This window comes from Kitasatospora sp. NPDC088783, from assembly GCF_044750705.1.
GTDB classification, from domain to species: Bacteria; Actinomycetota; Actinomycetes; order Streptomycetales; family Streptomycetaceae; genus Kitasatospora; species Kitasatospora fiedleri.
This window is the reverse complement of sequence record NZ_JBIVKJ010000006.1, coordinates 382,206-394,312: the sequence shown is the minus strand read 5'-3', so window position 1 is coordinate 394,312 and position 12,107 is coordinate 382,206. Positions and strand designations below refer to the sequence as shown.

The 12,107-nt window shown below is 75.1% G+C and carries 14 protein-coding genes; 8 read left to right on the top strand and 6 right to left on the bottom strand.

From position 1 onward, the window contains the following. Positions 1-34: 34 nt before the first annotated feature. From ACIP60_RS19910 to ACIP60_RS19900, 3 genes are all read right to left on the bottom strand, one after another. The gene (locus ACIP60_RS19910) at positions 35-409 is read right to left on the bottom strand and encodes an RNA polymerase-binding protein RbpA (RefSeq protein WP_014134296.1); all 375 of its coding nucleotides are present in this window, start codon (positions 407-409) and stop codon (positions 35-37) included. A 235-nt stretch (positions 410-644) separates the two neighbouring features. Further along, complete coding sequence (locus tag ACIP60_RS19905; protein WP_400686186.1) at positions 645-2,264, bottom strand: FtsK/SpoIIIE domain-containing protein; 1,620 nt, start codon at positions 2,262-2,264, stop codon at positions 645-647. A gap of 164 nt (positions 2,265-2,428) precedes the next feature. Next, positions 2,429-2,623, bottom strand: coding sequence for a hypothetical protein (locus ACIP60_RS19900; RefSeq protein ID WP_100835141.1), 195 nt, complete (start codon positions 2,621-2,623; stop codon positions 2,429-2,431). A 348-nt stretch (positions 2,624-2,971) separates the two neighbouring features. Here ACIP60_RS19900 and ACIP60_RS19895 point away from each other — a divergent pair, with 348 nt between their 5' ends. The 6 genes from ACIP60_RS19895 (at position 2,972) to ACIP60_RS19870 (ending at position 7,729) form a co-directional block, all read left to right on the top strand. Further along, the gene (locus ACIP60_RS19895) at positions 2,972-3,373 is read left to right on the top strand and encodes an ankyrin repeat domain-containing protein (RefSeq protein WP_400686183.1); all 402 of its coding nucleotides are present in this window, start codon (positions 2,972-2,974) and stop codon (positions 3,371-3,373) included. Between the two features lie 99 nt (positions 3,374-3,472). Then, positions 3,473-3,979 carry a GNAT family N-acetyltransferase gene (locus ACIP60_RS19890; RefSeq protein ID WP_400686180.1) on the top strand — a complete coding sequence of 169 codons (507 nt, stop codon included), beginning with the start codon at positions 3,473-3,475 and terminating at the stop codon, positions 3,977-3,979. Positions 3,980-4,234: 255 nt separating this feature from the next. Continuing rightward, positions 4,235-5,704 carry an endo-1,4-beta-xylanase gene (locus ACIP60_RS19885; protein WP_400686177.1) on the top strand — a complete coding sequence of 490 codons (1,470 nt, stop codon included), beginning with the start codon at positions 4,235-4,237 and terminating at the stop codon, positions 5,702-5,704. A 348-nt stretch (positions 5,705-6,052) separates the two neighbouring features. Next, positions 6,053-6,940, top strand: coding sequence for a nucleotidyltransferase domain-containing protein (locus ACIP60_RS19880; protein WP_400686175.1), 888 nt, complete (start codon positions 6,053-6,055; stop codon positions 6,938-6,940). A 2-nt stretch (positions 6,941-6,942) separates the two neighbouring features. Then, positions 6,943-7,473, top strand: coding sequence for a GNAT family N-acetyltransferase (locus ACIP60_RS19875; RefSeq protein ID WP_400686389.1), 531 nt, complete (start codon positions 6,943-6,945; stop codon positions 7,471-7,473). 106 nt (positions 7,474-7,579) lie between these two features. Further along, positions 7,580-7,729 carry a hypothetical protein gene (locus ACIP60_RS19870; protein WP_400686172.1) on the top strand — a complete coding sequence of 50 codons (150 nt, stop codon included), beginning with the start codon at positions 7,580-7,582 and terminating at the stop codon, positions 7,727-7,729. A gap of 7 nt (positions 7,730-7,736) precedes the next feature. Here the strand turns inward: ACIP60_RS19870 and ACIP60_RS19865 are convergent, their stop codons facing one another. Next, entirely contained in the window at positions 7,737-8,543 is an 807-nt protein-coding gene (locus tag ACIP60_RS19865; protein WP_400686170.1) for an alpha/beta fold hydrolase, read from the bottom strand. Next, on the bottom strand, positions 8,540-9,052 hold the full coding sequence (locus ACIP60_RS19860; protein ID WP_400686168.1) for a MarR family winged helix-turn-helix transcriptional regulator: 513 nt from the start codon (positions 9,050-9,052) through the stop codon (positions 8,540-8,542). Before ACIP60_RS19860 ends, ACIP60_RS19865 begins: the two co-directional genes overlap by 4 nt. A gap of 131 nt (positions 9,053-9,183) precedes the next feature. Here ACIP60_RS19860 and ACIP60_RS19855 point away from each other — a divergent pair, with 131 nt between their 5' ends. Beyond that, a complete protein-coding gene (locus tag ACIP60_RS19855; protein ID WP_400686165.1) occupies positions 9,184-9,999 on the top strand; it encodes an SDR family NAD(P)-dependent oxidoreductase in 816 nt (271 codons plus the stop codon). Between the two features lie 98 nt (positions 10,000-10,097). Continuing rightward, entirely contained in the window at positions 10,098-11,363 is a 1,266-nt protein-coding gene (locus ACIP60_RS19850) for a LuxR C-terminal-related transcriptional regulator (protein WP_400686162.1), read from the top strand. A gap of 72 nt (positions 11,364-11,435) precedes the next feature. Here ACIP60_RS19850 and ACIP60_RS19845 read toward each other — a convergent pair whose 3' ends face one another. Next, positions 11,436-11,978 (bottom strand): hypothetical protein, encoded by a 543-nt coding sequence (locus ACIP60_RS19845; protein ID WP_400686159.1) that lies wholly within the window; start codon positions 11,976-11,978, stop codon positions 11,436-11,438. Positions 11,979-12,107 lie beyond the last annotated feature (129 nt).

Sequence of the window (12,107 nt, the reverse complement as noted above, 5' to 3'; positions counted from 1 at the left end):
CGGGGCCCTTCGGCGGTGGTGCGGCGCTGGTCCGTCAGGCGGACTTGCGCGAGTCGCGCGGGTGGATCGCCAGGTTCATCCCGCCCGAGCGCAGGACGGCCAGGCGCTCGGCCAGGACCTCCTCCAGCTCCTCGCGAGTCCGGCGCTCCATCAGCATGTCCCAGTGGGTGCGGGTGGGCTTGGTCTTCTTCTCCTCCGGCTCCTCGCCGTCGAGGAGGGCGGCCTCCTGGCCGCAGAAACGGCATTCCCACACCACGGGAATCTCCGCCTCGACCGAGAACGGGACCTCGAAGCGGTGTCCGTTCTGACATGCGTACTCAACGGTCTGGCGGGGTGCCAGGTCAATACCGCGGTCGGTCTCGTAGCTGGTCGCCCCGAGTCGCGTGCCGCGGAGAGCTCGCTCGCTCATGAATCGTGCCTCCCGGGCTTCTTGCCCACAGGACTAGTGGTCGCTGTCTTCGTCGCTGGGTCCAACGCTCGACCTCCGACGAAGATTCCCGTCCGGGACATACGTCGCCTGTCGTGCCGCCCCTGTTTGTACCCATGGTCGCCCGTTTTGTCACATCTGGGCGGTGTTATCACCCGGCGTGTCACATTTTGTGCACTTATGGTCCGCCGAAGGGCGTCGGGCCCGACCGGTCTTCTTACCAGACCGGGCGCGGACTAACCTGCGCCGGGTCCTTCGTCAGATCGGTCGGCCGCGGCTGCGGCTCGGCGTCGACCGGCTCGGCGTCGACCGGTCCGGCACCGACCCCCTCGGCGACCGCCGGAGCCGCCGCCTCGGTGCGGGTGTCGTGGTGCGGCAGCAGGGCGACCACCGCGTCCCGCAGCGCGGCCGGGGCGTCCTCGTCCAGCGGGTCGACGGTGACCGGGACCTGGAGCCGGACCGGCGCGGCGGCACCGATCCGGGCGTAGCCGCGGCCGGGCGGGGTGTGCGCGGCGGGCGCGATGTCCAGCGGGCCGCCGAGCGCCGCCGCGCCGGAGTCGACGGTCACCGGGCCGAGCACCACCCGGGCCCGGGCGCAGGCGTGGACGGTCGCGGAGATCCGGTCCCGGGCGTCCAGCGCGTCCACGAACACCACCGTGACCCGAGCCGCCCGGCCGTGCCGCAGCGGCACCTCCAGCAGCTCCTGCGGGTCGGTGCGGCCCTCGGCGTGGGCGAGTTCGGACAGCTCGGTGAGGTGGTCGAGCAGGATCCACAGCGGGCGGGTGACGTCGGCGGGCGCGGCCAGCCCGTGGTGCCGGGCGGCGTTCAGCGCGACCAGCCGGCGCTCGGTCTCCTGCGCGCACCACTCCAGCGCGGCGAGCGCCCCGTGCAGGCTGGTCTCCACGGTGTGCACGCCCGGACGGTTCACCAGGCAGGCGTGCTCGCCGGTGCTCGCCCCGTCCACCACCACCAGGTCGCCGTGCGGCAGCGCCTGCAGGGCGATCGAGCGCAGCAGCGTCGAGGTGCCGTGGCCGGGCGCGCCCAGCGCCAGCAGGTGCGGCTCGGCCGAGCGCGGCCCGACCCGCCACACCACCGGCGGCTGCTGCCCGGTGACGCCGCCCTGCTCGACCGGGATGGTGCGGGGGCTGCCCGCGCCGTCGGTGAAGCCCAGCACGATCTCGCCCGGCGCGGTGACGAAGCGCTGCGCGGCGATGTCGGCGGGCAGCGGGGCCAGCGCCGTCACCCGCAGCCGGTTGGACTCCTCGTCCCAGTCGAAGCGGTACTCGCGCGAGCGGCCCGCCTTGCCCTGCACCACCTGCTCGATCCGGGCCCGGGCGGCCGGCTCGGTGTCGGTGAAGTACGCCGGGTAGACGATGTCCAGCGCGGCCAGCCGCCCGTCCGGGTCGAACGCCCAGTCCGCGAACACCGCCTTCCACTCGCCGTCCACCCGGTACAGCGCGCCCGGGTCGTCGTAGCCGCCGAAGTAGGGGGTGAGTGCCGCGTACAGCGCGGGCAGCTTGACGTCGGCGGCCTCCGGCTCGGGCACCGGCGGGGACTTGGGGCTGCGGCCGACCCAGGCGGCGGAGGCGACCAGGGCGACGATCGCCAGCAGCGGGCCGTGCGGCAGCAGGAAGACGCCGAGCACCACGGCCGCGCCGACCAGCAGCGTCGGGCTGCGCCGCTCCTTCGGGGTGGCCGCCCAGCGGTCCTTGGCCCACTCGGCGTGGCGGCGCAGGCCGCGGCCGATCAGGGCCAGCGGGGCGAACACGTCGGCGGCGTGGTCGCCGGCGCTGCGGGCGAGGTCGCGGCCCCGGGTGAAGTGGCGGGTGAGGGACATGCGGGCTCCGGAGGGCATGGAGGGGGAACGGTCACGGGGGCAGGCGCGGGGGACGGCCGCGGGGTACGGCGGTGGCGGGCTGACGGGGGATCGGCCGGGCGGGGCTGGCAGAAGGCCCGGGGCGGTGGGATGTCCGCGCCCGGGCCGTAAGGAGCAGGGACCGCTCAGAACTTCAGGCCGCCGATCAGGCTGGCCAGGCTCGCGCCGCCCGCCTGGATGGTCGGGGCGATCGAGGAGCCCGCGACGTAGAAGCCGAACAGGGCGCAGACCAGTGCGTGGGAGATCTTCAGCCCGTCCCGGCGGAAGAAGAGGAAAGCGATCACACCGAACAGGACGATGCCGGAGATGGAGAGAATCACGGGATTGCTCCTCACGAGGGGCGGGGACAGTGTGTACAGAAAGTGCCTTCATGGTGACAAGAAGTAATAGATGATGGGGTGCGGCAAACGGGTGGATCTCACCCGAGCACTCGGATCGGCGGTATACGTCCCGCGCGGCGGGGATGCACAGGGCCAGTGGATCGCACCGGCGCACTCAGGCGTCCCCGCGCCTGGCGCGACCGCGCTCCGCGCACCCGGAATTCGCCCGAACGGCCGTGCCGCGCCGCGCCGGACGGCGCCGCGGGGGCGTCCGCTAGCGTTCGCGGTGGCACCACCAGGACGATCAGCGGCCCGCGCGGCCGCCCACCGGAAGGCGGAGAACACCCCATGACCGATCCCACCGTGCAGCCCGACGAGGACGTCATCGCCCTGGCCGGGCGGCTCTTCGAGGCCGCCCGCACCGGGGACGCGGCGCTGCTCGCCGCCTACCTCGACGCCGGCACCCCCGCCGACCTCACCAACGACCGCGGCGACACCCTGCTGATGCTCGCCGCCTACCACGGCCACGCCGCCGCCGTCACCGCCCTGCTGGAGCGCGGCGCCGAGGCCGACCGGGCCAACGACCACGGCCAGACCCCGCTGGCCGGCGCCGTCTTCAAGGGCGCCACCGAGGTCGTCGACGCCCTGCTCGCGCACGGCGCCGACCCGCGGGCCGGGGCGCCCTCCGCGCTGGACGCGGCCCGGATGTTCGGCAAGGACGACCTGATCGCCCGTCTCACCCGCGCCTGAGCCCTGGCCCCTGCGCGGCTCCTGCGCGGCTCCTCACCTGGCGGTTCACCCGCCCCCGGCACCGAGCGGGCCGGGGGCGGGCCCGTACCCTTGGGCGCCATGGAGATCCGCACCACCGGCTTCGGACACCCCGACGCCCAGCAACTCGCCGCCGAGGTCCAGCAGGAGTACGTCCGCAGGTACGGCGACGGCGACCAGACCGCCATCCACACCGACCACTTCGACCCGCCCGCCGGGCTGTTCGTGATCGGCTACCAGGACGGGCGGCCGGTGGCCTGCGGCGGCTGGCGGGCCAAGGAGCGGGACGCGGACGGGCTGCGCGACGGCGACGCCGAACTCAAGCGGATGTACGTCGTCCCCGACGCCCGCGGCCGGGGCCACGCCCGCGCGGTGCTGCGCCACCTGGAGGCCGCCGCGGTCGCCGCCGGGCGGACCCGGCTGGTGCTGGAGACCGGCACCCTGCAGCCGGAGGCGATCGCGCTCTACACCTCCGAGGGCTACGCCGAGATCCGCAAGTTCGGCTACTACAAGGACCACGAGCAGAGCGTCTGCATGGGCAAGGAACTGGCCGTCGTCCCCGTGGCGCAGCCCGCTGACGTGCGGTAGCTGTAACTTTCTTGACGGCGGAGCCGGTCGGGGCGGCCGCGGACCCGGGGGCCGGGGCCGCGGCCGCCGCGTCGTTTCCGGCTCCCGCCGCAGGTCGGGGCGGTGGGCGTCGAAGGACGGTCGAACGTCCGTCGAAATTTTCGGAGTCGGCCCGGCGGTGGCCGGTGGCGGTCGGCCCCGGCGCTCCGTTGCCGGGGCCGCGCGGGCCGCCGTACGGTCCGTGCACCCCACCCACCCCCTCGGAAGGGACCCACCATGGCTGCACAGTTGCGCGCAGCTCGCCGGCCCGGGCGCGCCCTCGCGGCGCTGGCCCTCGCCGCCGCCGGCGGACTGCTGGCCGCCGCCACCGTCGGCAGCGGACCGGCCGGCGCCGCGGGCACCACCCTGCGCGACCTCGCCGAGGCCAAGGGCGGCTACTTCGGCACCGCCCTGACCCAGTCCAACCTGAACAGCTCCACCATCACGGCGATCGCCGGCACCCAGTTCGACATGGTCACCCCCGGCAACGAGATGAAGTGGGACACCACCGAACCCTCCGCCGGGAACTTCAACTTCGGCCCCGGCGACCAGATCGTCTCCTTCGCCAAGGCCCACAGCATGCGGGTGCGCGGCCACACCCTGGTCTGGCACAGCCAACTGCCCGGCTGGGTCAGCAGCCTGCCCACCGCCCAGGTGAAGGCCGCGATGGAGAACCACATCACCACCGAGGCCACCCACTACAAGGGCCAGGTCTACTCCTGGGACGTCGTCAACGAGCCGTTCAACGAGGACGGCACGCTGCGCACCGACGCCTTCACCAACGCGATGGGCTCCGGCTACATCGCCGACGCGCTGCGCACCGCGCGCGCCGCCGACCCGAACGCCAAGCTCTACCTGAACGACTACAACATCGAGGGCCTGGGCGCGAAGAGCGACGGCATGTACCAGCTGGTCTCCTCGCTCAAGCAGCAGGGCGTGCCGATCGACGGCGTCGGCTTCGAGAGCCACTTCATCGTCGGCCAGGTCCCCAGCACCCTCAAGGCCAACATCCAGCGCTTCACCGCGCTCGGCGTGAACGTCGCCATCACCGAGCTGGACGACCGGATGCCCGTCCCGGCCAGCGCCGCCAACCTCGCCCAGCAGGCCACCGACTACGCCAACGTGGTCAACTCCTGCCTGGCCGTGACCGGTTGCGTCGGCGTCTCGCAGTGGGGCGTGGGCGACCCGGACTCGTGGATCCCGGACTTCTTCTCCGGCTACGGCGCGGCCACCATGTACGACAACAACTACCAGCCGAAGGCCGCCTACAACGCGGTGGTGACGGCGCTCGGCGGCAGCACCTCCTCGCCGTCCCCGTCCTCCTCGCCCTCGCCCTCCTCGTCGCCCTCCTCGTCGCCGTCCTCGTCGCCGTCGGTGCCGCCGACCGGCGCGGCGTGCAAGGTGAGCGCCCAGGTCAGCGCCTGGAACACCGGCCTGACCGAGAACGTCACGATCACCAACACCGGCGGCAGCGCCGTGAACGGCTGGACGCTGACCTTCACGCTGCCCGGCGGGCAGAGCGTCACCAACGCCTGGAACGCCACCGTCAGCCCGGCCGCCGGCCAGGTCGGCGCGAGCAACCTGTCGTACAACGCGGCGATCCCGGCCGGGGGCTCCACCACCTTCGGTTTCCAGGCCAACCACACCGGCAACGCCGCCGCGGCGAGCGGCTTCGCCCTCAACGGGGTGGCCTGCGCGGCCGGTTGAGCCGGGCGGCCGTCCGGACGGTCCGGGCCTGCCGGGCTGAGTCCGCCGGGCTGAGCCGGACCAGCTGAGCCGGGTGCGCCGATCATCCGGGCGGGACCGGGTCGGTCGGCCCAGGGCCGGGCGGGGCCGGGGCGACCGATTCAGGCCGGGCGCCGTGCGGGCGGCGACCGGTGGCGCGGTGGGGGCGGTGCGGCGCCCCCACCGCGCCCTTGTGCGTCCGGGCACCGCCAGCACGGCGGTGCCTTCCGGTGCCTTCCGGTGCGGGCCGGTGCGGGCCGGTGCGTGTCGGTGCGTGTCGGGCGGAAAATGCCTGGCGGCGGACGGTGCGGTGGGGCAGGGTGGCGGGTGATGACGAACGAGGGCGCGGGTGCGGCGGCGGAGCGGGACGAGGGCGAGAGCGGTCTCGGGTCCGGGCCCGGGCTCGGGCGGATCGCGGAGCGGCTGGCGCGGGTCGGCGGGGTGGTCGGGGTCTGCCTCGGCGGCAGCCGGGCGCGCGGCACGCACACCGCCGGGTCCGACTACGACCTCGGCCTGTACTACCGCCCCGGGCAGCTCGACACCGGCGCGCTGCGGGAGTTGGCCGCCGAGCTGTGCGGTCGTCCGGTGGAGGTGGCCGAGCCCGGCGGCTGGGGCCCCTGGGTGGACGGCGGCGCCTGGCTGGACATCGGCCCGGCCCGGGTCGACTGGATCTACCGGGACGTCGAGCGCGTCCGCCACTACGCGGCCGAGGCCCGCCGGGGCCGGTACGTCTCCGGCCAGCAGCCCGGACACCCGTACGGCGTGCCGTCCTACGCGTACGTCGGCGAGCTGGCGCTGGCCCGGGTGCTGGCCGACCCGGCGGGGGAGCTGGCCGCGCTGCGGGGCGAAACCCCTTGTTTCCCGCCCGAGTTGACGCGGACGCTGGAGGCCGACGCGGCCTGGGAGGTGCCGTTCGTGCTGGCCAACGCGCGCAAGGGCGCGGGCCGGGGGGACGCCGGGTACGTCGCGGGCTGCCTGTTCCGGGCCGTCGGCCTGCTGGTGCACGCGCTGCACGCGCGGGCCGGGCGGTGGCTGGTCAACGAGAAGGGCGCGATCGCCTCGGCTGGTCGACTGCCGTGCGCACCACCGGAGTTCGAGCGGCGGGCGCAGGAGCTGTTCGCCGTCGGCGGCACCGATCCGGCGAGCCTGGCGGCGCTGCTGGACCGGGCCGAGGAACTGGCCGGCGAGGTGCTGGCCGGAGCGGGAGGAACACCGTGACCGTGACCGAACTGACCACGCCCAGGCTGCTGTTGCGCCAGTGGCGGGACGGCGACCTGGACCGCTGGGCGGAGCTGAACGCCGACCCGGAGGTGCGCCGGTACTTCGGCACCCTGCTCGACCGGGAGCAGGCCGCCGGTTCGCTGGAGCACTTCCGGGCCGAGCTGGCGCGGCGCGGCTGGGGCTGGTGGGCGGTCGAACTCCGCTCGGAGGGAAGGTTCCTGGGCTTCGCCGGGCTCGACCCGGTGGACGAGGGAATGCCCTTCGACGGGGTCGAGGCCGGCTGGCGGCTGCACCGCGACGCCTGGGGCCACGGCTACGCCACCGAGGCCGGACGGGCCGTCCTCCGCTACGGCTTCGAGGAGTTGGGGCTGCCCGAGATCCTGGCCGTGATCGCGGCCGGGAACGCGCCCTCGCGGGCGGTGGCGCGGCGGCTCGGCATGGTGCACGACCCGGCGGCGGACTTCCTCGACCCGAGCGTGCCGCCGGGGCCGCAGCAGCACGCGGTGGTGTACCGGCTGGTCAGAAGCTGACCGAACGTCAATTCCTTTACTGTGAGCCGGATTCGTTCGGCAGCAGGAGGTGGTGGGCGCGGTGAAGCGATCGGGGTCGGTGAGGCTGAGCAGGTGCCCGCCGGAGGTGTGGAAGAGTCGGGCGGGGGTGTCGGCGGTGCGGGCGGTGGCTCGGCGGCTCGGCATGGTGCACGATCCGGCGGCGGACTTCCTCGACCCGGGCGTGCTGCCCGTGCCGCAGCAGCGCGCGGTGGTGTACCGGCCGGCCGGGAGCTGACCGAACGTCAATTCCTTTGCTGAGGGCGGGAGTCGTCCGGCAGCAGGAGGCGGTGGGCGCGGCGTAGTAGGGCGGTGAAGCGGTCGGGGTCGGTGAGGCTGAGCAGGTGCCCGCCAGGGGTGTGGAAGAGCCGGGCGGGGGTGCCGGAGGTGCGGGCGGCGGTCAGGAAGAGCCGCTCGTCGGCGCGGAACGGCAGGTCGGAGCGGCCGTTGAGGAAGAGCGTGGGGGTGGTCAGTCGGCCGGTCAGGGCCAGGAAGTCGTGGCGGCGCAGTTCGGCGACGCTCTGGGTGAGGGCGGGCAGGTGGAAGCCGCCGGACAGCACCGCTTCGGCGGACTCCGGCGGGAGCAGCCGGCGCATCGCCCGGGCCTGGAGCCGGGCCGAACGCTCCTGCCCCAGGCGGTCGTTCAGCCGCCCGGCGGCGGCGTAGACGGCGGCCTGCGCGCCGCCGGTGCGGGCGGTGCAGCCGTGCAGGACGAGCGCGGCGAGGTCCGCGGGGTGGCGGGCGGCGTGCGCCAGCGAGACGTACCCGCCCAGGGACAGGCCGAGCAGCAGGGGGCGGCGTCCGGTCGACTCGTACGCCTCCCGGACGGCGCGGCGGACGGTGTCGACGGCTGCGTCCAGGGTGAACGGGCGGTCGGCGAGGGCGCCGTGGCAGGGCAGGTCGGGGGTGCTGACCCGGAAGTCGGGGGCGAGGCGGCGGGCGTGCGGACGCCACATCGCGCCGGACAGCCGGATGCCGTGCACCAGGACCAGCGGGGGAGCGGTGTCGGGGCCGAACACCGTCAGACCGGGCGCGAGTTGCCGTCCGGTCACGAACGGTCCCCGCCGGGGGAGGGCTCCGCCGCGCCCGCCAGCATGTGCTCCTGCACCAGGCCCAGCACGTCCGCGGCGCGGCCGAGCTGCTCCGGGGGCGTCGCGCCGAACACCTCGGCGAGCAGGCCGCAGCGGGCGGCCCGGACCGCGTCCAGCACCCGGCGGCCCTCCGCGGTGATGGCGATGACGCCGCAGCGGCCGTCGGCCGGGTCGGCGCTGCGGCTGACCAGCGCGTCGGCGCGCAGGCGGCGCAGTTGCAGCGAGGCCGTCGAGACGTCGATGCGCAGGCACTCGGCGATGTCGGACACCCGCATCGGGCCCGCCGCCGCGAAGTGCTCCAGCAGCCGCAGCGCGCTGGGCGGCATGTCGCACCCGGCCAGCCGGGCCACCTCGGCGCGGACGTGCCTGCTCTCGCTCCACCGGACCAGCGCGGACAGCGCCGTCTCCAGCCGCGCCAGCTCCGGCGCGACGGCGGCAGCGGCGGACGGCGGGGTGGCTGGTGAGATCACCGGACCAGCCTACCGGGCCCGGCCGCGCCCACCTGACGCTCCGGCAACTACGGCACCGAGCAGCGCAGTTGTCGGCCCCTCCGGTCGAATGCTTTGATATCTCAAAGCATTTCCGGGCGTGAAGGGGAACCATGGCCACCGCAGTGATCACGGGCGGGACGGACGGCATCGGCCGCGCCCTCGCCACCGTCTACCTGGAGCGCGGACACCACGTCCTGGTGGTCGGCACCAACCCGGCCAAGGGCGCGGCGTTCCGCGCCGAGGCGCACCGGCACGGCACGGGCGACCGGGCGCACTTCCTGGCGGCCGACCTCAGCCTGGTCGCCGAGAACCACCGCCTGATCGACCACGTCACCGCCCACCACCCGGCCGTCGACGTCCTGGTGCTCGGCGCCCGCTACCACCGCTCCACCCGGGCCGAGACCGCCGACGGCCTGGAGGCCAACTTCGCCCTCCACTACCTCAGCCGCCACCTGCTCTCGCACGGCCTGCTGCCCCGACTCCGGCGCGCCGAACGGCCCGTGGTGCTCAACTTCGGCGGCGCCGGACTGACCGGCCCCGTCCGCTGGGACGACCTCCAACTGCGCCACGACTACCCCGGCACCGGAGCCCTCGGCCACAGCGGATCGCTCTGCGACCTGCTCGCCGCCCACCTGGCCGCCACCCACCCCGACGTCCCCCAACTGGTCAACCACCCCGGCACCGTCGCCACCAGCTTCGCCGGCGAGTACGACCCCGCCACCGCCGCCCACGTCGCCCACCTGCGCGCCCACGCCAAACCCCCCGCCCAGGCCGTCGCCCAGATCCTCCCCTACCTCGACGCACCCCCGGCCCCCCTCACCGCCGTCCTCGAAGGCCGCCGCGTCCCCACCGACACCCCGGCCTTCGACCCCGCCGCCGCACTGCGCCTGCACACCGCCACCGAGGAACTCCTCGCCGCGCTGTGAACGGCCGCCGTGGTCGCCACCTGGCCGTTTATCCAATGTCCAGCCGCCGCGGGCACCATCGGCGACCACGGCAGCGGCCACGGCGGAGGGGGGACCGGATGAACCGGCGCGGCGAGTTCACACCCACGGGACGCGCGGGCACCCGGCCGCGCGGCGCCTCCCCCTCGGCGGCGCGCCGGGGCCTGCCGGCCGCGCTGCGGCGGGCGGTGCACGCCGCCCGCCGGGCCGCCGACTCGGTGGCGGTCTTCGAGGACGCCGTCCCCCCGCTGGCCCGGGCCCTGCCGTTCGACCTGTGGGCCGGGGTGCTGCTCGACCCGGTCACCCTGCTCAACGTCGGCGGCAGCTTCCGGCACGGCGTCGGCGCCGAGTGGATGCCCCGGATGCTGGACATCGAGTACCGGGTGGGCGACGCCAACCAGATGCCGCACCTGTCGCGGATGAGCACCCCCGTGGGCAGCCTGGCGTCCGAACTGGACGGGCGGCTCGACCGCAGCGTGCGCTACCGGGACATCTACCGCCCGCAGGGACTGGCCGACGAGATGCGGGTCCTGCTGCGGGACGCCGGCCGGGTGTGGGGCGCGCTGGTGCTGGTCCGCGCCGCCGACCGGCCACCCTTCTCGCCGGCCGAACTGGAGCTCGGCGCCGCCCTGTCCGGCGCCCTGGGCCGCGCCCTGCGCCGCTCGCTCGCGGCCCCGACCGACCCGGCCGACGGGCCCACCGCCGGTCCGGCCGGCGGGCCCGCCACCGGCCCCGTCGGCGGGCCCGCCACCGGCCCCGTCGGCGGGTCCGTCGGCGGGTCCGTCGGCGGGCTCCTCGCCGGCCCGGCCGCCGTCGGGCCGAGCGCGCTGACCCTGCTGTCGGAGGAGTACGCGGTGCTCTCCCAGAGCCCGGGCGCCGAAGCCCGCTACGGCGAACTCGCCGAGGCCCGCGCGCACGGGACGGGCCTGCCGGCCTCGGCCTACAGCGTCGCCGCCGCCACCCTGCGGAGCGAGAGCGGGGGCAGCCGGGTCTGCGTGCCGACCCTCGACGGCGGCCTGGCCGCCATCGAGGGCTGGCGGCTCGACACCGCCGACGGCACCCGGGTGGCCCTGACCGTCGGGCCGGCCGTGCCCTCGGACCGGATCGCCGCGCTGATCCACGCCTACGGCCTGACCCCGCGCGAGTGCGAGGTCCTCGCCCACGTGCTGCGGGGCAGCCCGACGGCCGAGATCGCCGACCGCCTCGCGCTGTCCCCCTACACGGTGCAGGACCACCTCAAGGCGGTCTTCGACAAGACCGGGGTGCGCTCCCGCAAGGAGCTCGCGGGCCGGCTCTTCTTCCGGCACTACCTGCCGGGGCCCGCCGCCCCCGACCGGCCCCGGTGACCCGGCCCGGACCGGGTCGCCGGAACCGGGTCACCGGGACCGGATCGCCGGGACCGGGCCGGGTGCGCGGGATCAGGCGGCGTTGCTGAAGGTCAGGTCGAGGGTGGCCCAGTCCTTGCCGCCGTTCTCCCCGTTCTTCAGGTACACGGTGTAGGGCACCGACTGGCCGGCCGGCACCCGGACGCGCACGCCGGTGACCTCGTCGTCCAGGTCGGTGGTCCGGTCGTTGGTGCCCTCGAAGAAGAAGGCGTCGAGACCGAACTCCAGGGTGCCCGCGGCGTCCACCACGGACGCGTAGGCGTGCAGCTCGACCCGGATCTCGCCGCCGCAGTACGTCCGCCACCACTCGTTGGGGCCCACCGTGCCGTTCGTCCAGTTCTCGGCGTGCACCTCACCGCGGCAGTACGTGCCCGCCGCCCACCCCTCGTCGTCGCGGATCGTGAACGGTCCGCTGATCACGGCCTTCCGCCAGACCCCGGCCGCCGCGGAACCCGACCCGTCCGCGGCCGCGGGCGCCGCCGCCGCGGAGACGGCCGGTGCGGCCACCGCCCCCACCACCAGGGCCGCCACCGCCGAGACGCGCGCCAGGGAGCCCAAGTACCTTCCGATACCCATGAGTTGTTCCTTCCTCGTGCCGCTGTGCACCACCCCCGGGAAGCCCCCGGGGCCGGTGCACCCACCCTGGCCGCGCGGCACGGCGGCAACCATCCCAGAAACCTGGGGTCCCCCGCCATCCGCACCGCA

Coding starts and splice junctions, on each gene's coding strand:
- ACIP60_RS19905 (WP_400686186.1), bottom strand. CDS start 2,264: ATGTCCCTCACCCGCCACTTCACCCGGGGCCGCGACCTCGCCCGCAGC.
- ACIP60_RS19890 (WP_400686180.1), top strand. CDS start 3,473: ATGGAGATCCGCACCACCGGCTTCGGACACCCCGACGCCCAGCAACTC.
- ACIP60_RS19845 (WP_400686159.1), bottom strand. CDS start 11,978: ATGGGTATCGGAAGGTACTTGGGCTCCCTGGCGCGCGTCTCGGCGGTG.
- ACIP60_RS19850 (WP_400686162.1), top strand. CDS start 10,098: ATGAACCGGCGCGGCGAGTTCACACCCACGGGACGCGCGGGCACCCGG.
- ACIP60_RS19880 (WP_400686175.1), top strand. CDS start 6,053: ATGACGAACGAGGGCGCGGGTGCGGCGGCGGAGCGGGACGAGGGCGAG.
- ACIP60_RS19855 (WP_400686165.1), top strand. CDS start 9,184: ATGGCCACCGCAGTGATCACGGGCGGGACGGACGGCATCGGCCGCGCC.
- ACIP60_RS19910 (WP_014134296.1), bottom strand. CDS start 409: ATGAGCGAGCGAGCTCTCCGCGGCACGCGACTCGGGGCGACCAGCTAC.
- ACIP60_RS19885 (WP_400686177.1), top strand. CDS start 4,235: ATGGCTGCACAGTTGCGCGCAGCTCGCCGGCCCGGGCGCGCCCTCGCG.
- ACIP60_RS19895 (WP_400686183.1), top strand. CDS start 2,972: ATGACCGATCCCACCGTGCAGCCCGACGAGGACGTCATCGCCCTGGCC.